This window comes from Fictibacillus barbaricus (assembly GCF_014635025.1).
In the GTDB taxonomy this organism is placed as follows: domain Bacteria; phylum Bacillota; class Bacilli; order Bacillales; family Fictibacillaceae; genus Fictibacillus; species Fictibacillus barbaricus.
The window spans coordinates 1,598,635-1,620,586 of sequence record NZ_BMCE01000001.1 but is presented as its reverse complement, the minus strand read 5'-3'; the positions used below and the strand labels follow the sequence as shown (position 1 = coordinate 1,620,586).

Here is a 21,952-nt window from a genome sequence, read left to right as displayed (position 1 = left end):
TACATCGACAAGGTTTTGAAGTTTATGTACAATACTTGTAAAGGAGTGGGATTTTCCATGAGTAGATATGCAGCTTTGGTGATTGTTCTAATCCCAGGAATCATGGCCGTAATGGGCATTAAATGGATGAGAGATACTTTATTCGGGGTCTTACAGTTTCCTTTTCCCGTCTTATGGCTTCAATTTATTACAGGGTTGATCAGCTTTTTATTAGGCCTTACCTTTGTTGGAGGATTTATTTTTTACAGAGACCGCAAAAGGAATAAAGTACAATTGAAATATAGAAAAAAATGATCAATCGTCTTAAACAGAGAGTTGGTCATTTTTTTATGATTGCTTTAAATAAAAAAAACAACTTCCATTGAAGGTGTTTCCGATAAACTTTACCGTTTAATTATTAGAACTAATGTTCTATATATTTTATTCTTTTTTTTAAAATTACGCAAAAAGACCGCCATTATCTTGGCGGCCTCTAACGAAATATATTCGATTATTTTCGGAATTAGATTATAATGGCGTTGTAAAGTTTGGACAACTTTATCGGTATTGCAGACGATTAACTTATCGGAACGATTTACGGAGGTTCCGATAAACTTTCGGACAAACTTCCGATTAAGCTAACGTCAAACTAGCGTGGTTATGCGTTATGCCATTGCCTTATGTTCAATCCTTAATTTATCAGCGACCATCGCGATGAACTCTGAATTTGTTGGTTTTGCTTTTGTCATTGACACTGTATAGCCGAATAATGATGAGATGCTGTCAATGTTTCCACGGCTCCAAGCTACTTCGATCGCATGACGGATCGCTCGTTCAACACGGCTTGAAGTGGTGTTAAATTTCTTAGCGATATCTGGATAAAGAACTTTTGTAATCGATCCTAAAAGTTCAATATCATTGTATACCATAGAAATCGCTTCTCTTAGATACATATAACCTTTAATATGAGCAGGAACTCCGATCTCATGAATGATGCTCGTAATACTCGCGTCTAAGTTTCGGGGCTTGTTAATTGTTGTTGTTTGGTAATTGCTTCTGTTATTGTTCGCAGCACGTTGGACAGTAGATTTTTCAGCTCCACATATTTGGCGGATTTGGCTTGCAAGATTGTCCATATCGAATGGCTTCAAGATAAAGTAGGAAGCACCTAAGTCCACCGCCTTCTTTGTCACATCTTCCTGACCAAACGCAGTTAACATGATAACATTAGGTTGAGGCAGATCATCACTGGACCTGATTTTTTCGAGAACAGCTAAGCCGTCTAGATGAGGCATAATAATATCAAGAACCAAGACATCTGGATCTTTATTTTCCAAAACGGATAAACATTCTTGACCGTTGTAAGCTACCCCGATTACTTCCATATCATCCTGACTTGAAAGATATTCCCTTAAAAGACTTATTAACTCACGATTATCATCAGCTAGACAAACTTTAATTTTTTGCACCATTATTTCCTCCCCATCCAACAATTTCTTGTTTTTCCCAATGTAACATTTCAACAATAAATCTTAAATCCCTTTATTTTGTTGTAAATTTTTTAAAATTATTTTGTTTTTGTAGCAGATATAGCCATTTTCTTCATTTTACTTTGAATTTCGACAGTTATTGGTATGTACCATTGTAGTTTTGTCGAATTTTCTTTATAACAACCATTATACAAAAATTCCTAAGGATTGTCTAAATTATCTGGAAAAATATTTCACAAAAAAAACAGGCAGATTTAACTTGCCTGTTTTGTTTCCTCATAAATATTTATACCTGCTTCATCAAGCATCCATTCAATATGAACACCATACCCTGAAGTTGGATCATTTACAAACACATGTGTTACTGCACCGATTATTCTTCCATTCTGAATAATTGGGCTTCCGCTCATACCCTGAACGATTCCCCCGGTTACCTTTAATAATTCAGGGTCAGTTATCTTTATTACCATACCTTTGGTTGCGGGAAACTTTTGCGGAACTGAACTGACAACGTCTACGTCAAACTCACGTACCTTTGAACCGTCGACTACAGTCAAAATCTTTGCTGGTCCTTCTTTAACTTGATCTGAAAGTGCAATTGGCAGGGGCTTGTTCCAGCTTCCGTTTGATAATTTATCGTTTAACTTTCCAAAAATACCAAAGGGACTGTTCTTGGAAATATCACCTAAAACTCTTTGGTCATTTGAAAAGCGAGCTAATTTTTCTCCCGGATGACCATTTGAACCTTTTTCAATCGAGGTTACAGTTGATCCGAGTATTTCTCCATTATTCACTTTTATGGGTTTCTTTGTATCCATATCAGATATAACATGTCCTAGTGCACCATATTTGAATGATGCCGGATCATAGAAAGTTAACGTGCCTACTCCAGCTGCTGAATCTCGAATGTATAATCCAATTCGATAAGATTGGTCATTTTTATCCTGAAGTGGAGTAAGTGTTTTATGAAAAGTCTTACCGTCCCTAATAATCGTTACATCTAACGGTTTTCGAGACTCCCCAGATTGTTTAACGAACGGGCTAACATCACCCATCTTTTTAATATTTTTTCCGTTAATTTTGGTAATAATATCTCCTACTTGAATATCAGCAATTTCACCTGGGGATTGTTTTCCTGCAGTCGTATTAACAAGATGATGCCCAACAATAAGGACTCCGAGTGTATTTAGCTTAACACCTATGGATTGTCCGCCTGGTACGACCTTTAGATCAGACAGTACTTTTACATTCATTTTCTTTATGGGAAAACTTGCTGCTTCGAGAGTTGCCATGCTATCACCATTTGTTTTGGCTTGTATCGAAACGATTTTTTCGCTTTCCATTTCAGTCGTATAAATATTGGTTTCTTCCTGTTGCATGTTTGTACCCGCAGGAAGGGATTGCAGTACATTTTGTCCTTCAAAAAAGGTAATCGATTCAGGCATTTTTACATATTCACGCACAGGAGACAAAAAACCGATTCCCACTAAACTTCCAAGGAGAATAACGCCGATCATTCGCCGAAGTAAATCTCTATACATCATACACTCTCCTCGCTCCTAGCTCACACCCTCACCATGGCTGTACCTTTAATTTAGCCTATGGACCTTGAGTTTATAACCGCTAAAAAAGAAAAAGCTATTCCTTAATTGGATAGCTTTTCATGAATAAAGTTTATGATGTTTTTTTGATGGATTCAGCAAGTTCTAATAGTTCTTTGGCATGCTGCTTGGTTAAATCGGTTATCTCAACTCCCGAGATCATCCTGCCAATTTCATTTACTTTTTCGTCCGTTTTTAAAGAAAGAACCTTCGTAACTGTCCTGCCATGATAAGTATCTTTAGAAATATGAAGATGTGTATCTGACATAGCAGCTACCTGTGGAAGGTGACTGATACAAAGTACTTGTGAACCGATAGAAACACGATAGATCTTTTCTGCTATCGCTTGAGCCACACGGCCTGATACACCGGTATCCACTTCATCAAAAATAATAGCAGTGATTCCCTGGTTTTCAGAGAAAATGGTTTTTAAAGCTAAGATGATTCTTGATAATTCTCCGCCAGAAGCTACTTTTGATAAAGGTTTCAATGGTTCTCCTGGGTTCGGGGAAATAAAGAATTCTACCGTGTCCATTCCTGTTTTTAAGAATTGGTAATCATTGTTTTGCTTTACGATCACTTCAAATTTAGTTTTTTCCATATAAAGCTCTTTAAGCTGCTGCTGGATTTCTGTTTTTAATGTTTTTGCTGTTTCTGTCCTTTTTTTCGTAAGTTTTTTTCCGGAGTTCTCAAGCTTTGATACGACCTTCGCTTGCTTCTTCTTTAGTTCTTCAATATGGTTATCCTTGTTTTGTATAAGCTCCAGTTCATTTTTAATCTTTTCGCCATAGTCGATTATCTCTTTGACCGAAGAACCGTATTTCCGCTTGAGCTTGCTTATTTCATCAAGGCGCAATTCAATACTGTTAAGTCTTTCGGGGTTATATTCTAAAGAATCCAACATATCACGTATTTTATATGTAAGTTCTTCTAGAACATAAAAACTGTTTCCAAATTGCTCTTCATCAGTTTTCAAAGACTCATCTAGTGCTGCTACTTGGGAAAAATCAGCTAAAGCACTTGAAATTAGTTCAAGCCCTTTTCCTTCTCCATATAAATTGTGATAAGCATCTTGAAGAGACCCGTGGATCTTCTCAAAATTACCTAACATCCTCTTTTCTTCTTCAAGTCTGATGTCTTCATCTGGAATCAGGTTAGCACCGGAGATCTCTTCATACTGGTAATCCAATAGATCAATTCTTTGAGCGATTTCCTGTTCGTTTTTTGAAAGTTCGGAGAGCTGCTTTTGGATCTCTTTAAACTCTTTAAACGTCTCTTCATAAGTAAACAATTCTTTCTTGAAAACCTTATCTCCGAAACTGTCTAAGAGAAAAAGATGTTTATCAGGCTGCATTAAATATTGAGTCTCATGCTGTCCATGAATATCAACCAATGCTTGTCCGATCTCTTTTAGAACAGAAAGTGTTACAAGCTTGCCGTTAACCCTGCAAATGCTTTTACCGTTTTCCGTTATATCTCTTTTAAGTACGACCATCTCATCTGAAATCGTAATTCCTACCTCTTCACATTTATCATAAACGCGATGTCCGGTATGGATATGAAACAATCCTTCAATCTCAGCTTTCTGTGTACCGTAACGAACAAATTCAGTAGATCCGCGGCCTCCGATCAAAAGCCCGATCGCATCGATGATGATGGACTTCCCTGCACCTGTTTCACCCGTTAAGACGGTAAGTCCTTTTTTAAAAGAAACACTTAAGGAATCTATAATAGCAAAATTACGGATACTTAATTCTGCCAGCAATTACATCACACCTTATATAAAAATTACAGCATATCTAAAAAGCGCTGCGAAACATCTGAACTTACATCTTTAGAACGACAAATAATTAAAATCGTATCATCGCCACAAATCGTTCCCATTAAATCTTCCCAGTCCAGCTTATCAATTAACGCGCCAATTGCATTTGCATTACCAGGAAGGGTCTTCATGATGATCAAATGATCTGCATAATCTATGCTTATAAAGCTGTCTGTAAGTGTTCTTTTTAATTTTTGCAGAGGGTTAAACCTCTGATCAGCCGGAAGACTGTATTTGTACCGTCCATCGTTCATTGGAACTTTAACAAGATGCAGCTCTTTGATATCACGGGAGACTGTCGCTTGAGTTACATTAAAATTTGCTTTTTTCAATAATTCTACTAAGTCATCTTGTGTTTCAATATCATGATTGCTGATCATTTCACGAATTTTAATATGTCGTTGTCCTTTATTCACTAGAAATTCCACCTCAATTTACACTGTCACATTCTGCCTTTATCTTATACTATTGTGCATAGGATGTAAATTTTTCATTATGAGAACAATAAAAGAGCGGAGAAATTATTCCCGCTCTTTCTTTAAGGTTTCATGCGCTTCCTTTACAACTTCAGTAATTTTCTCAGCAGTCACTGATGAGGATTCGCTTGTTTTCACTTTTCCATGCAACAAAAACTCAATGTTCCCGTCTCCGCCAGTAATTGGTGAAAAAGATAAGCCGACAGGGCTTATACCTGTTTTACGAGCAAAATCAGTTATTTCCTCAATGACTCTTTCATGTACTTTCGGATCTCTGACGATTCCTTTTTTGCCAACCTCTTCTCTTCCAGCCTCAAACTGAGGTTTGATGAGAGCAATAACTTCTCCTTTTGGCATCAGTTGTGCCATGACAGGAAGAATGATTCGAAGGGAAATAAACGATACATCAATCGTCGCAAAGTCAGGAACGCCTTCCTTCAATTGATCAGGCGTTACATATCGGAAGTTCGTTCTCTCCATTACAGATACTCTTGGGTCGTTTCTAAGCTTCCAGGCTAGCTGATTATAGCCAACATCAATAGCATAAATAAATTTGGCACCATTTTGAAGGGCACAATCTGTAAATCCACCCGTTGAAGCTCCTATATCCATCCCGATTTTCTCTTTTACATCAAAAGAAAAGACCTGTAATGCTTTTTCAAGCTTCAGACCGCCTCTTCCTACATAAGGAATGACATCACCTTTAACGTGTAAGGGTGCATCCTGTTCTATCTTTTCTCCTGGTTTGTCCATCCGGGTCGTACCTGAATATACAAGACCTGCCATAACAGACCTTTTTGCTTTTTCTCTCGTTTCACATAATCCCCGGTTAACCAGTAAAACATCTACTCGTTCTTTTTTCATGTAAGAAGACCCTTTTCTGTCTTTCTCTTAACCAGCTCTTTCACACGGTTAACAAGATCAGGTGTTGTTAAGCCGATCTCTTCTAAAAGCTTTGTTACACTTCCATGCTCAATAAAACAATCTGGGATTCCCATTCGATCGATCATTACGTTTGCATGGCTGTCAGCAGCATGTTCTAAGACCGCACTCCCAAACCCACCTTGTAAAACCGCTTCTTCTAGTGTTAGAATCGGCATATTTTCCGCATATAGCTGATTTAGCATCTTAGAATCAAGCGGTTTAATAAACCGAGCATTGATAACACGTGCAGAGATTCCTGATTTTGCAAGGATTTCCCAAGCTTCAAGGGCCATAGGTATCGTCGTTCCGAAGGTAAGGATCACAACATCATCGCCTTCTTTCAGAACTTCCCAAGAACCGATCGGAATCTTCTCAAACTCTTCATCCATTGGAACTCCCAATCCGTTACCTCTTGGGAACCTGATTGCAATTGGTCCATCTTCGTATTGAAGAGCCGAATACACCATATGCTGCAGCTCATTCTCATCTTTCCCCATCATCAAGACCATGTTAGGAATATGGCGTAAAAAGGCGATATCAAATACACCTTGATGGGTTTCACCGTCTGCTCCAACTAAGCCAGATCTGTCGATCGTAAATAATACATTTAAATTTTGCCTAGCAACATCATGCACAACTTGATCGTACCCTCTTTGCAGAAACGTTGAATAGATCGAAAGCACAGGTTTCATATCCTGTGTTGCTAAACCAGCCGCCATTGTTGTTGCATGCTGTTCAGCAATACCCACGTCAAATAAACGATCTGGGAATGCTTTTCCATAATCAACAAGTTTCGATCCAATTGTCATTGCTGGTGTAATCACTGTAATTCTTTCGTCTTGGTGAGAAATTTTCTCTAGCGTTTTACTTACAACACCGCTGTATGAAGGGCCAACCTGCTGTGGCTTGATCTGTTCACCGGATTCAATCTTATAAGGGCCAACACCATGCCAACTGTCCTTTTTATCCATCTCAGCTGGTTCATAACCCTTGCCTTTTTTGGTAAGTACGTGAACGATAACCGGGCCTTTGGTCTTTTTCGCGTAAATTAGATTCTCGATTAAGTCTTCTACGTCATGACCGTCTACAGGACCTAAGTACGTGTATCCTAGTTCTTCAAAGAACATACCTGACACCAATAAATATTTCAGGCTGTCCTTAACTCTTTCTGCTGTCGCTGCCAACTTGCCGCCAAATGCAGGAATCTTACGAATGAGCGATTCTAATTCATCTTTGGCTTTGTTATATTTTCTCGCTGTTCTCATACGACCAAGAACGTTATGAAGTGCTCCAACATTCGGAGCAATAGACATTTCGTTGTCGTTTAGAATAACGATTAGATCTTTCTTTTCGTGACCGATATGATTCAATGCTTCTAAAGCCATGCCGCCAGTCAAAGCACCATCACCAATAACGGCAATCACATTGTCATCTGTTTTCTTTAAGTCCCTAGCTATTGCCATCCCCATTGCGGCCGAAAGCGATGTAGAACTATGACCTGTTTCCCATACATCATGTTCACTTTCTACCCTTTTTGGAAACCCACATAATCCTTTATACTGACGGAGTGTATCGAACTGAGACGCTCTGCCTGTAAGGATTTTATGAACATATGCCTGATGCCCCACATCCCAAATAAATTTATCTTTAGGGCTGTCGAACACTTTATGCATCGCCAGCGTCAGCTCTACTACACCTAAATTAGGACCTAGATGACCTCCCCTAACAGAAAGTTTCTCTATTAAAAAGGAACGGATTTCGCCGGCTAATTTATTTATCTGTTCAGTCTCATAAGTTTTCAAAAAATGAGGATCTCGAATGTCTTCCAGGTTCATGGAATATGCCTCTCTTTCCATTAACGCCTTTTCTTCTCTTTTTTAGCAGGCGATAGCAGTTTAATTCTTAATTTTTCCTCTAAAAAATATAATAAACGCCCAACCTGAAAAATAATAAAGGTTGAGTGATTGATCGCATAGTTTTTTCCGAGAGCTTTTCCTCCAACTGTAAGAGCAGCTACAACACTGGTGAAAATAATCGAAATCAAATATTCAGAGTTTGACCCAGATCTGTTGCCCATTGAGAGTGTAAGTTCCACCACTACTGCGGCAGAGGCTGTTCCGCTTACAATACCGGAAATATCCCCAATCACATCATTACAAAAATTGGCTACGCGATCAGCGTTTCTTGTAATAATTATAGCATGTCTTGCACCAGGAACTCTTTCTGATGCCATCGCATGAAATGGAACTTCTTTCGCTGCTGTGGACGCTACACCTACAATATCAAAGAGAACGCCTGTTAATACGATTAAAAAGACGATTCCCATACCAACAGCCCACGAAACTCCACTTAAAAGGAAGGAGGAAACAACTGTAAAAATAGCCGCTAACACAAGAGTGATAACGGCAATGCTTGTACTCCATTTGAGTGTTTTAGAAAAGGAATGCTTCATGCATAACTCCTTCTTTTTTGGTCACTTTATGTAATAAGGAGTGGTCACCTTATTAAGTAAAGACTGCGGCTTAGGTCCAGTAGGTTTTCCCAGAAGAGTACGAAATGTCGCCATGTTCGCGGTTTCCCTTTACTCTCTCCTTAACGCTGTCACCAAACGTTAGACTAGATTACCACTTAGTCCGCACTATAATCCCTAACAGGTGTCAGGTTTAGAACAGTCTAGGAGTTTTCCTCAACAGCCTCGCGCACATTCCCTAGCCTCTTTTGCAGAGAAGATTTCATATGGTATAAAGCACATAATCAGCGGCCAACCGATACAGGCTTTTCACACCATAATCCCCTCAAGCTCCACTCAAGGCAGGCTACGCTGCTCGCCTTTTCTTCTCCTGAAATCAAGAAAAGCGGCAAAGCAGGTTCAAACCCCATTTCGCAGTAAGGTCTTTTGAACACAAACCGCAAATATGGGGGCCTCCGCGGAAGAAGGGTCATCGCCCACATGCCATTGTGGATCGCCCTTCAACCTTAACTCCCAGCGTTGACCCAAGGCTGGGCGCCTCAAGCCAATACAAGGAACTTCATCGATGTGCCCTTTGGCGGATTTTTAGGCCCGCCTTCAGGAACGGGGGGCTGACTAGAATACTGCACCACTCCAAAGCAAATAATATCATATCATACTTCCAATTACGCAACAATCTATTAGTGATTTCTTTTTATAATGTAGTCTGCGATGGACGCTAATATGCCTGTATTTCCATTGATCTTGTTTAAATGTTCCAAAGAAATATGTATATGTTTTTCCATTTCTTTCTTAGCACCATCAAGACCAAGCAACTTTGGATAAGTCGTTTTCAAATTGGCCTCATCACTTCCAACCGGTTTCCCTATCTCATCTTGGCTGCCGGTTATATCCAGGATATCATCTTGAATCTGGAACGCAATTCCAATATGTCGTGCATAATTCTTTAAATACTTTAGATCGTCATCTGAAGCACCAGCAGCAATACCGCCAGTTAATACTGAGCATTCCAGCATTTTCCCCGTCTTTTTTTCATGGATGCTTTCTAACTCGTTTAAAGTAAGATTCCTGTCCTCTCCCTCAAGGTCCTCGATCTGACCGCCGACCATGCCAGCTGCTCCAGCAGCCTGAGATAGAACAGCTATCATCTGAACCTTTTGTTCAGGAGACAAAAACGCATTGTTAGTGATCATCGTGAAGCTCTCCGTCAACAAAGCATCTCCTGCTAAAATCGCCTGTGCTTCTCCAAAGACTTTATGGCTAGTAGGTTTTCCCCTTCTATAGTCATCATTGTCCATGGATGGAAGATCATCATGGATCAAGGAATAGGTGTGGACAAATTCAATGGCACATACAGCATCCACGATTTGAAGCGGATCTTTTTGAAATGATTCCATTACTGCAAGCGCAAGTATAGGCCTTATTCTTTTTCCGCCTGCAGAGATTGAATACAGCATAGAATCTTTAAGGGTTGAAGGAGCATCTAACTGACTTAAATAGCTTATCATTTTGTCCTCGACTAATTTCTTTTTATCACGAAGATATTGTTCAAACGCTATCAAAGATCTTCCTCCTGAATAACAAATGGTTCTTCTCTTCCGTCTTCATGCATAATTGTATCCATTTTCTTCTCGACATTCTTAAGTTTCGTATGACATAACTTTGAAAGTTTCATGCCTTGCTGGTACAGATCTATACTTTCTTCTAAAGGCACATCACCCTGCTCAAGTTTTTCTACAATTTCTTCAAGCTGTATCATCGCTTCTTCAAATGTAAGTTTGCCCGCTTTTTCAGTCATTCTTTAAAGACGCCTCCGTTCCCGTGATGTGACAATCGATCTGTCCATCTTTTAACTTTATCGTTAACGCTTCCCCTGCTTTTACTTGTTTAACAGATTTAACGAGTTCTTTCTTACCTTGTTTATACGTTAAACTATAACCCCGATCCATGATTGCAAGGGGGTTTAGAGAAGATAGTCTTGAGATTTTATTTGAAAAGTCCGTTTGGTGCTGCCTGACATGACGGTTTGTTTCTTTTACAAGTAATTTATGTAAAGAAACGATTCTCTCGTTTGCTTTCTGAAGTTGACCAGCAGGTGAAAAAAGGGATAGCTGACGTTTCATCAATGTAAGCTGATTCTGATGCTGACCTACGAAACTTTCTGCTGTTCTCTTTAATTTATCCAAGTTTCTATCAAGTTCCTGCTCTTTTTGTTTCACCAATTGAGTTGGGTATTTAAATGCATAAGATTTTTGCAGGCGGAATAATTGCTGTTGATGAACGGATAAATAATCCTTCATCACCCTTTTTAGCCTAACATTTCTTTGGAAGAGTCGATCACCCAGTTCATCAAGGTGAGGTACGGCCATCTCAGCAGCTGCTGTTGGCGTTGGCGCTCTAAGGTCTGCTACAAAATCAGAAATCGTAAAATCCGTCTCGTGTCCTACTGCCGAGATGACAGGCAGCTGTGAAGAGTGGATTGCACGAGCAACGATTTCCTCATTAAAAGCCCATAATTCTTCTATGGATCCACCACCCCGGCCTACAATTAATACGTCAGCTTTGTTAACGTAGTTAGCCTGTTCTATTGCACGCGCTATGGAAGGAGCAGCACCAGGACCTTGTACAAGAACAGGGTACAGCGTAATGGCTGCTAATGGAAAACGGCGTTTGATCGTTGTTACGATATCTCTTACCGCTGCTCCAGTTGGAGAAGTAATCACACCAATCTTAGCAGGAAACTTTGGCAAGAGCTTTTTTCGTGTTGGTTCAAATAATCCTTCTTGCTCCAGCTTGTTCTTTAGTGCTTCATAAGCCTGAAATAAGTTGCCAACACCGTCCTGCTGCATCGTTCTCACGTACAGCTGATATTGTCCTTGTGGTTCATAAACAGAGAAAGAGCCTTGAATTAACACATGCATGCCTTCCTCAGGTTTAAAATTCAAGTATCTGTTATTACCAGCAAACATAACCGCATTCACTCTGCTGTTCGCATCTTTTAACGTGAAATACAAATGCCCTCTGCTATGGAGCTTAACATTCGATAATTCACCTTTGACCCAAACATCCTGCAAATTACCGTCATTTTCAAATAATCGCTTAATATACCGGGTTACAGCTGATATTGGTACATATCGATTGTTGTTTTGCATTTAATGAACTTCCTTTAGCTTCTTTCTCCATTTTGAAGCGAGCACCGTGTTGTTCATCAACATCGTAATTGTCATCGGGCCTACTCCTCCTGGAACCGGAGTTATATGTTTAGCTTTTGGCTTGATCGCCTCAAAGTCAACATCTCCACACAACTTACCGTTCTCCTTGCGGTTTACACCTACATCAATAACAACTGCACCTGGTTTAACCATATCTTCTGTTATAAGATTTGGTTTTCCAACTGCCGCGATTAAGATATCGGCTTGTAATGTCTGTTCTGTAAGGTTTTTCGTTCTGGAGTGGCAAAACGTTACAGTTGCATTTTCTTGCAAAAACAGCTGTCCCACAGGTTTTCCTACCAAGTTGCTTCTCCCCACTACAACGACATGCTTACCTGATATTTCTTCACCTGTTTGCTTGACCATCTCTAAAATACCAAGTGGTGTACAAGGAATAAAGGCTTGTTCATCGCCTGCATGCATTCTGCCGATGTTAATGGGGTGGAACCCGTCTACATCTTTTTCTGGCAAGATCGCTTCTATTACTTTTGATTCACTAATATGTGAAGGCAGGGGGAGTTGTACAAGAATCCCATCAATTTGTTCATCAAGGTTAAATGATTGAATGTACTCTAACAATTCTTCTTCAGAAATAGATTCAGGAAGTTCAGTTAAGACTGAATGCATTCCGAGCTCTTTACACGTTCTTTCCTTTGCTAGAACATATGAACGAGACGCTGGATGATCGCCTACTAGAATAACAGCTAAACCTGGAACAGTTCCTTCTTGTTTAAGGTCTTCGATCTCTCTGGCAAGCTGGTCTCTGATCTCTTTTGCAATTTGCTTTCCATCTAATACAGCCATTCTAATTCCCCCTCAAAAGCATTTATTTTTTGTCTATATCTTTGATTATTTTTCCTAGGACACCGTTTACGAAACGACCTGCTTCTTCACCGCCAAATATTTTTGCCGTTTCAATCGCCTCATTCAACGTAACATTCTTAGGAACTTCCTCCATGTAAAGCCATTCGTAAGCAGCCATCTGCAGAACAACTCGTTCCACATTCGCCAGTCTCGAGAAACTCCATTTTTCGAGATAAGGCGTAAGAAAGCGCTCGATCTCTTCTTTATTTTCAACAGTGCCTTGAACCATTTGTGTTAAAAAATCATCAGATGGCTCACCTTCTAGAACATGTTCCATTGCTTCACTAGCTGAGATGTCACTTACTTCAATTTGGAACAGCGACTGAAATGCCTTTTCTCTGGCAAGTCTTCGTTTCATAATCCGACTTCCTTTCTATTTGCGAACAATTTCTAACTAGCATAATACCATATTGTGAGGAGAGGTTACAATCCGAACAATGGACTTGCAAACCCTTCCGAACATTCAGTTTTTTTACTTAATGCTCAAGAAAAATAACAAAGAGAGATTCGAAGTTTTACATTAACACGAAAAAAATCAAAGGAGGCATCATACCCCCTTTGATTTTTTTAATAATCTACTTCTGGTGCTTCTTGTTGTTTTTCTTTTGAATCAAATTGAACGCCGACTACGAAAACATTTATATCAGTAGCTTCAAGTGCTGTCATATCTAAAAGCGCCTGTCTGATATGATCTTGAATTCGTTGAGCAACATCTGGAATGGCAACGCCGTATTTCATAGATACATATACATCAATTGAGATACCAGCTTCTGAAAGTTCAACTTTAACACCTTTACCGTGTGTTTTCTTTCCAAGACGTTCTACAACTCCGCTTGCAAAGCTGCCTCTCATTGACGCTACACCTTCTACATCTGATGCCGCAATACTTGCGATCACTTCAATCACTTCAGGTGAAATTTCTACTTTACCTAATTCTGATGAGTAACTCTCCATTTCAAAAGATAGTTCATTCATCTTAAACACCTCCGCACTTATTCGCTTTTTGAAGTTAAATCATGATTTTCTAAAAACTTTGTATTAAAGTCACCATTCACAAAAGTCTCATGGTTTAACAGACGCAGGTGGAACGGAATGGTCGTATGAACGCCTTCAATGACAAATTCGCTTAACGCACGCTTCATGCGGTCAATAGCTTCTTTTCTTGTACTTCCATATGTGATTACTTTAGCAATCATAGAATCATAAAATGGTGGAATCGTGTAGCCAGGATAAACAGCTGAGTCTATACGAACACCTAGACCGCCCGGAGGAAGATACATTTCAATCTTTCCTGCAGATGGCATAAAGTTCTTTTCCGGGTTCTCAGCATTAATTCTGCACTCGATCGACCAGCCATTGAATTCAACATCTTCCTGTTTATATCGTAACTTCTCACCAGAAGCCACTTTAATCTGCTCTTTAATGAGATCGATACCTGTAACCATTTCTGTTACAGGATGTTCTACCTGAATACGTGTGTTCATTTCCATGAAATAGAAGTCGCCTGTATTATGGTCAAAAATAAACTCAACCGTACCAGCCCCGGAGTATTGAACCGCTTCAGCTGCTTTTACAGCGGCTTCTCCCATCTCTTGTCGTTTAGAAGGGGAAATAGCTGGTGACGGCGTCTCTTCCAAGAGCTTTTGCAGACGTCTCTGAATGCTGCAATCTCGTTCTCCAAGGTGGATGACATTCCCATAATTATCTGCAAGCACCTGTATCTCAACATGACGGAAATCTTCAATGTATTTTTCGATATAGACACCTGGGTTCCCAAATGCGGTTGCTGCTTCTTGCTGAGTGATGGCGATGCCTTTTAAAAGTTCCGTTTCATTTTTCGCTACACGGATCCCTTTGCCTCCACCGCCTGCTGTTGCTTTAATAATTACAGGATACCCAATTTTATTGCTCAGTTCAACGGCTTCTTCCTTGTCCCTTATAATTCCGTCAGAACCCGGTACAATAGGAACTCCTGCATCTGCCATGGTTGCTCTGGCAACATCTTTGATACCCATTTTATTGATTGCTTCTGCACTAGGGCCTACGAATGTAACATTACATTCCCTGCACAGTTCAGCAAAATCAGCATTCTCAGCCAAGAAACCGTATCCGGGATGGATGGCATCTGAACCAGTTAAGGTTGCTACACTCATAATGTTTGTGAAGTTCAAATAACTGTCTTTTGAAGCAGTCGGTCCGATACAATAAGCCTCATCTGCCAGACGGACATGCAAGGCATCCTTATCAGCTTCTGAATAAACGGCTACTGTTTCAACACCAAGTTCTTTGCATGCTCGAATAATCCGTACTGCAATTTCACCACGGTTTGCTACTAATAGCTTATTAATCATTGACATACCCTCCTATTCTGCTTTCACAAGGAACAGAGGTTGTCCGTATTCTACCAATTGTCCGTTTTCTACTAATACTTTTACAATCTCGCCATTCACTTCAGATTCAATTTCGTTAAATAATTTCATAGCTTCAATAATACAAACAATGCTGTCTTTAGACACTTGATCACCAGGTTTAACGAAGGCTTCAGCATCTGGAGAAGAGGCTGAATAAAAAGTTCCAACCATCGGAGAAACAACTTTATGAAGAGACGCATCCTCCTCAGGAGCTTTTGTTTCTTGCTTTACCTCTGGGCTTTCTTTAACTGCTTCTACCGCAGGGACTTGTTCTCTCACTGGTGGCGCTTGAGTGACTACAGGCTGAGCATAAGCTTCTTCGGTTTGATAAGAAACGGCTGCTCCTCCATTCTTTTTCAGAACGATCTTAGATCCATCATTTTCGTATTTAAATTCGTTAATGCTTGATTTGTCAATAAGTTTAATCAATTCGCGGATTTCTTGTATTTTTAGCATGAGATCTCGACTCCTTTAACAATCCTATCCAGTTTAGTTTTTTATTAGCACCATCTATTGTGACTAGGTCTTAACACATGTAATATACCATATTTCTCATTTCATGGATACAGAAGATTCATGTACTAGTTAATAGTACACGATTCCTCTTTATATTGTAAGCGTTCGCCTCCGGACTTCTCTGTTATTCTATTTTTTCCAGTAACAAGCCAATACAAACAGCCGTTTATTGGTTTCTATAAAATATATCATGAACTTCTATAAAAATAAAAAAAGCCGGAGTCACTCCGGCTTCTTTCTTTATTTAGACGCGTGATACTCAACCGCTACAGTCTTGCTGCTTCCTAGATGCTCATTTGCCAAATTCATAATCTCAACAACTTCTTTTTTGGATAGTTTATCTGCTTTCACGATAACTTTTATCTCGTTGTTCATCGTACTTACTAGAGCATCATCAAACCCCATAGATTTTATTAATGTTTCCACTGTTGATTCTTGCATCGTAAGAGACTGAAGTTCTGTCATTTTCGCCCAAGCATCCGCTTGTACTTCTGCGGAAGCATCCTCAGAACCCGCAACAGACACATAATCTGCGCTCATTTCATCTCGAACTTCATCACGTTCTAAGCGAAGGGCTGTAAAAACATCGTCGTTTGCAACACCCGAAACTGTTGCATCTTTACTGGATTTCTTACCTGCCTCAAGGTAAGCAAGGTCATCCGTTCCGCCCGGTGCAGTAATATAATACACGGATAACACAATGATTAAACTAAGCATGGTCAAAAGCCAAACAGTTTGTTTTTTCAATAACATTTGTTTATTCCCCCTCAGGATTTTTTGGTCCTACAAAGATTTGGTCACTTCCTATATCAAAGATTTTCTTTACAAGCTCTATGATCATCGCTTTTGTCTGAATACTCTCTGCCCCTTGTGCTAAAACAGCCACACCTTTTATCTTAGGCTTCTCCGTCGTAACAGTTATTGGTTCTTCTTTCCCATCGTTTGAAACGATCACTACTTTTTCATCTATCCTCTGATCTTCTATCGTTCTCTTCCCGCCGTTTTTATCATTTTCTGATGTTGTTTGACTTTGTGTACTGTCATCCGTGACAAACTCTTTTCTTTCTGTAGTAGAAAGTTCCACCCAGACAGATACTTTGCCAACTCCCTGCATCTGTTCCAATAGATCTTTTAGTTCGTTGGAGTACCGATCTTCATACGTTTTAATATTCTTATCCGTTATTTCTTTCGCTTGTTTAAAAACTGCTTGAGATTTAGTTTCTTTTTCAGTGCCTAATCCCTCTAATGAACTATTCTGAGCAGGGGAGTCTATCATTTTACTAATAAACATAAGAGAAATTCCCAATAGAAGCAGTATAAGTAAGTACTTTTGTTTATTCCCTGCTTTATCACTAAGCTGCAGCCGTTTTTTTATCTGTTCCCAAAATGAATGTTTCATTGGGATAACTCCTCTCCCCCTTCCATTTGCACCTCAACTTGCTCTGAATCTAGCTGCCACTGGCTGGCCAAGAAACGCACAATTTCTTCAGGAGCTTGTTCGTGATCTTCTTTTTTTTGCGGATCAGCAATGGTTACATCTACTTCTGAAACTTCAGAAACCCCTGCTTGTTCATGATGTTTGGCTAGTACCACTTTTGCACCCTTAATATCTTCAGGCTTTAACGGCTCTGTTCTGATTTCCGTTTGGATTTGAAGATCGACAATTTCTACTTCATACGTCTTTTTCAACTCCTCCTGAACTTGTTTTTTCATTGGGACAGCCATTTGCTCTAATATATATGCACGTTGTGCGGATTGTATTTCACTTTTATTCTCTTCTATCGAATTTTTTATTTCATCTTCCTTTGCAGCAGCAGGCAGATCCATGGCTAAAAACACTTGATCCAAATCAGAATTAATTAATTTAAAAAGTGGCGAGAGCATAGCGAGGAGGATAAGTAAGCCTACAACCATCTTGATATAGCTTTGGAACTGGTTGCCCGGTAATAAAAGCTCAATAACTCCAGCTAAAAGTACAAGAATAATAATGTTGGTAATCCATTCTGTTAAAAAAGCCATGCTTCCCCTCCTAACGAACCATCAGTGTGACATTTCCGGCTGCAATAATAATTGTAATAGCAAGAAAGAACATGATCGATACAGTCATTAGAGCGGCAAAGATAAACATGACGCTTTTACCGATGATTCCTAACGATTCTACGATCGGTCCGCCTCCTAACGGCTGTAAAAGAGCCGCTGCCATGCTATAGATAAAAGCAAGAATGAGAACTTTAATCGCTGGAAAGATAGCTAGCAGAAGTAATAATAGAGCCCCAATAATTCCTACAGAATTTTTCAGCAAGATGGATGCGCTCATCACGGTATCTGTTGCATCGGTAAACATACGCCCTACGACCGGTATGAAGTTTCCTGTAATAAATTTTGCCGTCTTGATCGTAATTCCATCCGCAACTGCTGCGGTTGCTCCTTGTACACTCATCACACCAAGAAAAACAGTAAAGAAAAAGGCCAATGCACCCATACTTATATTTCTTAACAGTTTTGCTAGCTGTGTCACTTTGTGATGTTCTGACATGGTGGAAACGATGCCTAGCAGTGCTGATAAAAAAAGGAGTGGAAGTACAAAATTTTTGATAAGCAGCCCGCTCGTGTTAACTAATAGCAAGATGACCGGGTGAAAAAAGGCAACTGAAGCAACGCTTCCCACTGTTGCCATCAAGGCTAGCAGAAGAGGTATGAGTGCAATCATGAAACTTAACATATTATCAATCGCTTCTGTTGCATATGAGATTGCGACATGAAAACTGTTTAACGCCAAAATGATTAGAACCATATAGATAATGCCATACGCGACCTTTGAAATGGCTGAACGGTCAAAGGCATTCTGAATCGATTGCAGAAGCATGCTGAATACAGTTAGCAAGATCAATGTTCCAAGAAGTTTACCGTGGACCGCAAGCTCATGAAACATAAATTTTAAAAGGCCTAACATGTATCCTTTAAAGGAAAATTCTTTTTCTCCCTTTACAAATTCAAGAAACGTCCCTTTTTGGCTTTCAGGTAAGAATCCTCCATATTCACGAGAGATGCTATCCCAATATTCTTTAATTTCATCGAGCTGCATGGATGAGATTTGGTGTTCTACCATTTTCGAAGTAACAGAGTTAGCAGATGCAGTTTCAAGAGGGCCAACTACCATAAATAGTAAGAATAGTAGCAAAAATAGACATGTCCGCATCATCATAGTCCGCATCTTTACAACCTGCTTTCTTATTTCGGAATAAGTGTCAGCACGGTTTCAATAATAACCGTCAATATAGGTATGGCCATCACAAGGATAAGAATCTTGCCTCCAAGTTCAATCTTGGAAGCTATTGCCCCTTGTCCGGCATCCCTTGTGATCTGGGCTCCAAATTCTGCTATATAAGCGATTCCAATAATCTTTAATAATGTTTCTACATAGACCATGTTTACATTGGCATTAATCGCAATCCGTTGAAGCATGGTTAGTACCTGTCCAATTTTATCGATCAAAAACAAAAAGATTCCCGCGCCAACCATGAGTGTAACCAAAAAGGCGAAATTCGCTTTTTGCTCTTTAAGGACCAAAGCTAAGAATGCAGCGACGAGCCCAAAACCAACAATTTGGATAATTTCCAATCCGGCCCCCTCCTTAGTTCTGGAACAAAAAGACTCCTTTTACTTTTTGAAACAAATCATCAAGAAGTGTTATGACCATAAATAGGGCGACCACAAATCCGAGCAACGTTACCCAATGAGCATAGTCCTCTTTTCCTATCATCTTTAAAACGGTATGAAGCATGGCAACGATTATCCCAAGACCCGCGATCTGAAACACTGCGTTTACATCCAATCCCATATAGGAAACCTCCTGTTACATTAAAAGAATAACGATTAAAAGTCCCATTAAAACACCAAGGCTTTTGCACATCTTTTCATAGCGCTCTTGTATGTCCCTCGCTTCTTTTTCCTCACGATTAAGGTGTGCAAGTGTTAATTGAATCTGTTTTTGCTGATGCTCTTTGTCATGTCTGCCGAGTGTTGATCCGAACTGGCGGAGAACTTCAATTTCTCCGGCTTTAAAAGATGTTTCTTGTGCTAATACAGCTAACTGCCTGTCCCATACTTCTTGAACGGACAGTTCACCTTCCTCTAACAGATCTGAAATAACAAGAAAAAACGAAGATAATGGCTCTTTTAGCGGTCTACCAATATGCTGGAATGCTTCATGTAAGGGTGTTGACCCATAAATAATCTCTGCCTCAAGTGCTTGCAGTGTAACTTTTAGTTCTCTTAGCTGCTTTGGCCGTTCTCTAACACGTTTAGCCCACTCAAATCCAAATATCGTTGTTGCTGATAATATAGCTATTGCACCGAACCAACTCATCATGCTGCACCACCTGACGACCGAAAGATCTCCTTAAACTCACCGTCAAATATACGCTGTATCGTACCAGGTCCTTTATCGCGACTTAAAATAACATACCTCTGAAACAATGAAAGACCAGATAAAGGCTTCATGACCGGTCTTTTTAATGCATCTTCCAAGCTCCTGCCATGTGCGGTGAAAATCATTTGCACCCCTGCATGCATTGCTTCTAAGATCGCCTCGCCATCTTCTTTTCTGCCGATTTCATCCACGATCAAGACTTGCGGACTCATCGAGCGAATAAGCATCATCATACCTTCCGCTTTGGGACAAGCATCAAGTACATCGACTCGCTTTCCAAGCGAATGTTGCGGAATTCCTTTTATGGCTCCTGCGATTTCTGAACGCTCATCCACGATTCCAACTTTATAGGATGGAATGTTTTTGGTTTTCACTCCACAGCTGACCAGTCTCGCAATATCTCGTAACAATGTGGTTTTTCCTGTTTGCGGAGGGCCGATCAGCAGCGTATTGTGCCAATTTTTTTCAAAAAGGTACGGAAGAAGAGGTTCCGCTATGCCAATCTTTTGCCTGGCGATCCTAACATTAAAAGAACTGATATCTTTGATGGCTTTTACAAAACCCTGCTCAGTAATTACTTTTCCAGCTAGTCCGACGCGGTGACCTCCTGCGATCGTAATATATCCTCGTTTCAGTTCCTCTTCTAATGCATAAAGGGAGTGCTGGCTCAGACGGTTAAGAAGAACTTGTGCTTCTTCTTGGGAAACCGGTCTTTCAGAAGGATAGAACGGTCTACCAGTACATAAGATCTCTAGTGGCTGTTCTATTCTAATTCTTATTTCTTCAACAGATTGTTTGATCGAAGCAGGGAGATTTCTTAACAGTTGCTGAATTTCGTCCGGAAACAATCTAAAAATATTTTCCATAGATACTTGTCTCCTTTTAAAGGCTCGTACTTTAAACGTATGGCTTTTCCTTATGCTTTATGCCAAGAAAGGAAGTGTTGGTAGACGGGAAGAAAAATAGGAGGGTGAGTGGCTGCTCGAGAATTTGAATTAAGTCAATCAAGACGTCAATTTAATCAAAAAAGGTGAGGAATTAAGTCTAATTTTAAAAAATTAAGCCGTAATGAGATGTAATTAAGTCATTTTTCACAAAATATATGTCGTTCGTCAAATCACGACATCTGCATATAAAAAATAAAAAAGCCTTATCCCTAGAAAGGAATAAGGCTCGATTTTTTTATTATGCGCGTGATACGTATGCTCCAGAACGTGTATCGATAACAAGCTTGTCCCCTTGGTTAACAAAGAAAGGAACTTGTACGATCAATCCCGTTTCAAGCGTTGCCGGCTTTGTTCCGCCAGAAGCAGTATCACCTTTAATACCAGGCTCAGTCTCAGCTACTACTAGCTCAACTGTGTTTGGAAGTTCAACCCCGATTGTTTCACCTTGATAAGTCATGATGTGGACTGTCATGTTCTCAAGCAAATATTTTAGCTCATACTCGATTTGAGAAGCATTAAGTTCAATCTGCTCATACGATTCGTTATCCATGAACGTATGTGTATCGCCAGAAGCATAAAGATATTGCATGCGGCGGTTCTCAATATGCGCTTTTGAAACTTTTTCTCCGCCACGGAACGTTTTTTCCTGAATATTGCCTGTACGCAGGTTGCGAAGTTTAGAACGAACGAATGCCGCTCCTTTTCCAGGCTTAACGTGTTGGAACTCAAGCACTTGCCAGATCCCGCCATCCACTTCGATGGTTAATCCTGTTTTAAAATCGTTTACTGAAATCATGTTTTTATCCTC

The 21,952-nt window shown here is 39.8% G+C and carries 25 protein-coding genes; 1 reads left to right on the top strand and 24 read right to left on the bottom strand.

Going from position 1 to position 21,952, the window contains the following annotated elements; translation table 11 throughout:
• Positions 1–57 precede the first annotated feature (57 nt).
• Complete coding sequence (locus tag IEV52_RS08015; RefSeq protein ID WP_188401925.1) at positions 58–294, top strand: DUF2627 domain-containing protein; 237 nt, start codon at positions 58–60, stop codon at positions 292–294.
• Between the two features lie 350 nt (positions 295–644).
• On the opposite strand, the gene spo0A is transcribed toward IEV52_RS08015, so the two are convergent.
• The 24 genes from spo0A to efp form a co-directional block, all read right to left on the bottom strand.
• Positions 645–1,448, bottom strand: coding sequence for a sporulation transcription factor Spo0A (gene spo0A / locus IEV52_RS08010; RefSeq protein WP_188401924.1), 804 nt, complete (start codon positions 1,446–1,448; stop codon positions 645–647).
• Positions 1,449–1,723: 275 nt separating this feature from the next.
• Positions 1,724–3,010 (bottom strand): SpoIVB peptidase, encoded by a 1,287-nt coding sequence (gene spoIVB / locus IEV52_RS08005; RefSeq protein WP_188401923.1) that lies wholly within the window; start codon positions 3,008–3,010, stop codon positions 1,724–1,726.
• Positions 3,011–3,143: 133 nt separating this feature from the next.
• Positions 3,144–4,835: a DNA repair protein RecN gene (gene recN, locus IEV52_RS08000; RefSeq protein ID WP_188401922.1), complete on the bottom strand. Its 1,692-nt coding sequence runs from the start codon at positions 4,833–4,835 to the stop codon at positions 3,144–3,146.
• Between the two features lie 23 nt (positions 4,836–4,858).
• Positions 4,859–5,308: a transcriptional regulator AhrC/ArgR gene (gene ahrC, locus IEV52_RS07995; protein WP_188401921.1), complete on the bottom strand. Its 450-nt coding sequence runs from the start codon at positions 5,306–5,308 to the stop codon at positions 4,859–4,861.
• A 105-nt stretch (positions 5,309–5,413) separates the two neighbouring features.
• Positions 5,414–6,232, bottom strand: coding sequence for a TlyA family RNA methyltransferase (locus tag IEV52_RS07990; protein ID WP_188401920.1), 819 nt, complete (start codon positions 6,230–6,232; stop codon positions 5,414–5,416).
• Positions 6,229–8,127 carry a 1-deoxy-D-xylulose-5-phosphate synthase gene (dxs, locus tag IEV52_RS07985; RefSeq protein WP_188402299.1) on the bottom strand — a complete coding sequence of 633 codons (1,899 nt, stop codon included), beginning with the start codon at positions 8,125–8,127 and terminating at the stop codon, positions 6,229–6,231. Before dxs ends, IEV52_RS07990 begins: the two co-directional genes overlap by 4 nt.
• A 20-nt stretch (positions 8,128–8,147) precedes the next feature.
• The gene (locus IEV52_RS07980) at positions 8,148–8,744 is read right to left on the bottom strand and encodes a hypothetical protein (RefSeq protein ID WP_188401919.1); all 597 of its coding nucleotides are present in this window, start codon (positions 8,742–8,744) and stop codon (positions 8,148–8,150) included.
• Positions 8,745–9,442: 698 nt separating this feature from the next.
• Positions 9,443–10,324, bottom strand: coding sequence for a polyprenyl synthetase family protein (locus IEV52_RS07975; RefSeq protein ID WP_338083030.1), 882 nt, complete (start codon positions 10,322–10,324; stop codon positions 9,443–9,445).
• On the bottom strand, positions 10,321–10,560 hold the full coding sequence (locus tag IEV52_RS07970; protein ID WP_188401918.1) for an exodeoxyribonuclease VII small subunit: 240 nt from the start codon (positions 10,558–10,560) through the stop codon (positions 10,321–10,323). The genes IEV52_RS07975 and IEV52_RS07970 overlap by 4 nt, the downstream gene beginning before the upstream one ends.
• Positions 10,553–11,914, bottom strand: a complete 1,362-nt coding sequence (gene xseA, locus IEV52_RS07965; protein ID WP_188401917.1) for an exodeoxyribonuclease VII large subunit — start codon at positions 11,912–11,914, stop codon at positions 10,553–10,555. Before xseA ends, IEV52_RS07970 begins: the two co-directional genes overlap by 8 nt.
• Positions 11,915–12,784, bottom strand: a complete 870-nt coding sequence (gene folD, locus IEV52_RS07960; RefSeq protein WP_188402297.1) for a bifunctional methylenetetrahydrofolate dehydrogenase/methenyltetrahydrofolate cyclohydrolase FolD — start codon at positions 12,782–12,784, stop codon at positions 11,915–11,917.
• Between the two features lie 16 nt (positions 12,785–12,800).
• On the bottom strand, positions 12,801–13,196 hold the full coding sequence (nusB, locus tag IEV52_RS07955) for a transcription antitermination factor NusB (protein WP_188401916.1): 396 nt from the start codon (positions 13,194–13,196) through the stop codon (positions 12,801–12,803).
• A 209-nt stretch (positions 13,197–13,405) separates the two neighbouring features.
• Positions 13,406–13,813: an Asp23/Gls24 family envelope stress response protein gene (locus IEV52_RS07950; protein ID WP_188401915.1), complete on the bottom strand. Its 408-nt coding sequence runs from the start codon at positions 13,811–13,813 to the stop codon at positions 13,406–13,408.
• Positions 13,814–13,830: 17 nt separating this feature from the next.
• Entirely contained in the window at positions 13,831–15,189 is a 1,359-nt protein-coding gene (accC, locus tag IEV52_RS07945; RefSeq protein ID WP_188401914.1) for an acetyl-CoA carboxylase biotin carboxylase subunit, read from the bottom strand.
• Between the two features lie 12 nt (positions 15,190–15,201).
• Positions 15,202–15,705: an acetyl-CoA carboxylase biotin carboxyl carrier protein gene (gene accB / locus IEV52_RS07940; RefSeq protein WP_188401913.1), complete on the bottom strand. Its 504-nt coding sequence runs from the start codon at positions 15,703–15,705 to the stop codon at positions 15,202–15,204.
• Between the two features lie 300 nt (positions 15,706–16,005).
• Complete coding sequence (locus IEV52_RS07935) at positions 16,006–16,518, bottom strand: SpoIIIAH-like family protein (protein ID WP_188401912.1); 513 nt, start codon at positions 16,516–16,518, stop codon at positions 16,006–16,008.
• Between the two features lie 4 nt (positions 16,519–16,522).
• Entirely contained in the window at positions 16,523–17,164 is a 642-nt protein-coding gene (gene spoIIIAG, locus IEV52_RS07930) for a stage III sporulation protein AG (protein ID WP_188401911.1), read from the bottom strand.
• Positions 17,161–17,784 carry a stage III sporulation protein AF gene (gene spoIIIAF / locus IEV52_RS07925; RefSeq protein WP_188401910.1) on the bottom strand — a complete coding sequence of 208 codons (624 nt, stop codon included), beginning with the start codon at positions 17,782–17,784 and terminating at the stop codon, positions 17,161–17,163. The genes spoIIIAG and spoIIIAF overlap by 4 nt, the downstream gene beginning before the upstream one ends.
• A gap of 10 nt (positions 17,785–17,794) precedes the next feature.
• The gene (gene spoIIIAE, locus IEV52_RS07920) at positions 17,795–18,979 is read right to left on the bottom strand and encodes a stage III sporulation protein AE (protein WP_276208344.1); all 1,185 of its coding nucleotides are present in this window, start codon (positions 18,977–18,979) and stop codon (positions 17,795–17,797) included.
• 17 nt (positions 18,980–18,996) lie between these two features.
• Complete coding sequence (spoIIIAD, locus tag IEV52_RS07915; RefSeq protein WP_229754214.1) at positions 18,997–19,386, bottom strand: stage III sporulation protein AD; 390 nt, start codon at positions 19,384–19,386, stop codon at positions 18,997–18,999.
• A gap of 13 nt (positions 19,387–19,399) precedes the next feature.
• Positions 19,400–19,606, bottom strand: coding sequence for a stage III sporulation protein AC (spoIIIAC, locus tag IEV52_RS07910; RefSeq protein WP_066290831.1), 207 nt, complete (start codon positions 19,604–19,606; stop codon positions 19,400–19,402).
• A 15-nt stretch (positions 19,607–19,621) separates the two neighbouring features.
• Positions 19,622–20,134, bottom strand: a complete 513-nt coding sequence (spoIIIAB, locus tag IEV52_RS07905) for a stage III sporulation protein SpoIIIAB (protein WP_188401908.1) — start codon at positions 20,132–20,134, stop codon at positions 19,622–19,624.
• Entirely contained in the window at positions 20,134–21,063 is a 930-nt protein-coding gene (gene spoIIIAA, locus IEV52_RS07900) for a stage III sporulation protein AA (RefSeq protein ID WP_188401907.1), read from the bottom strand. Before spoIIIAA ends, spoIIIAB begins: the two co-directional genes overlap by 1 nt.
• 319 nt (positions 21,064–21,382) lie before the next feature.
• Positions 21,383–21,940, bottom strand: a complete 558-nt coding sequence (gene efp, locus IEV52_RS07895; protein WP_188401906.1) for an elongation factor P — start codon at positions 21,938–21,940, stop codon at positions 21,383–21,385.
• Positions 21,941–21,952: the final 12 nt, after the last annotated feature.

What these genes read in the sequence shown, in the direction of transcription:
- IEV52_RS08015 (WP_188401925.1), top strand. Translation starts at nt 58, where the DNA reads ATGAGTAGATATGCAGCTTTGGTGATTGTTCTAATCCCAGGAATCATG.
- spoIVB (WP_188401923.1), bottom strand. Translation starts at nt 3,010, where the DNA reads ATGTATAGAGATTTACTTCGGCGAATGATCGGCGTTATTCTCCTTGGA.
- IEV52_RS07990 (WP_188401920.1), bottom strand. Translation starts at nt 6,232, where the DNA reads ATGAAAAAAGAACGAGTAGATGTTTTACTGGTTAACCGGGGATTATGT.
- dxs (WP_188402299.1), bottom strand. Translation starts at nt 8,127, where the DNA reads ATGAACCTGGAAGACATTCGAGATCCTCATTTTTTGAAAACTTATGAG.
- IEV52_RS07980 (WP_188401919.1), bottom strand. Translation starts at nt 8,744, where the DNA reads ATGAAGCATTCCTTTTCTAAAACACTCAAATGGAGTACAAGCATTGCC.
- IEV52_RS07970 (WP_188401918.1), bottom strand. Translation starts at nt 10,560, where the DNA reads ATGACTGAAAAAGCGGGCAAACTTACATTTGAAGAAGCGATGATACAG.
- xseA (WP_188401917.1), bottom strand. Translation starts at nt 11,914, where the DNA reads ATGCAAAACAACAATCGATATGTACCAATATCAGCTGTAACCCGGTAT.
- nusB (WP_188401916.1), bottom strand. Translation starts at nt 13,196, where the DNA reads ATGAAACGAAGACTTGCCAGAGAAAAGGCATTTCAGTCGCTGTTCCAA.
- IEV52_RS07950 (WP_188401915.1), bottom strand. Translation starts at nt 13,813, where the DNA reads ATGAATGAACTATCTTTTGAAATGGAGAGTTACTCATCAGAATTAGGT.
- accC (WP_188401914.1), bottom strand. Translation starts at nt 15,189, where the DNA reads ATGATTAATAAGCTATTAGTAGCAAACCGTGGTGAAATTGCAGTACGG.
- accB (WP_188401913.1), bottom strand. Translation starts at nt 15,705, where the DNA reads ATGCTAAAAATACAAGAAATCCGCGAATTGATTAAACTTATTGACAAA.
- IEV52_RS07935 (WP_188401912.1), bottom strand. Translation starts at nt 16,518, where the DNA reads ATGTTATTGAAAAAACAAACTGTTTGGCTTTTGACCATGCTTAGTTTA.
- spoIIIAG (WP_188401911.1), bottom strand. Translation starts at nt 17,164, where the DNA reads ATGAAACATTCATTTTGGGAACAGATAAAAAAACGGCTGCAGCTTAGT.
- spoIIIAF (WP_188401910.1), bottom strand. Translation starts at nt 17,784, where the DNA reads ATGGCTTTTTTAACAGAATGGATTACCAACATTATTATTCTTGTACTT.
- spoIIIAE (WP_276208344.1), bottom strand. Translation starts at nt 18,979, where the DNA reads ATGCGGACTATGATGATGCGGACATGTCTATTTTTGCTACTATTCTTA.
- spoIIIAC (WP_066290831.1), bottom strand. Translation starts at nt 19,606, where the DNA reads ATGGGATTGGATGTAAACGCAGTGTTTCAGATCGCGGGTCTTGGGATA.
- spoIIIAB (WP_188401908.1), bottom strand. Translation starts at nt 20,134, where the DNA reads ATGAGTTGGTTCGGTGCAATAGCTATATTATCAGCAACAACGATATTT.
- spoIIIAA (WP_188401907.1), bottom strand. Translation starts at nt 21,063, where the DNA reads ATGGAAAATATTTTTAGATTGTTTCCGGACGAAATTCAGCAACTGTTA.
- efp (WP_188401906.1), bottom strand. Translation starts at nt 21,940, where the DNA reads ATGATTTCAGTAAACGATTTTAAAACAGGATTAACCATCGAAGTGGAT.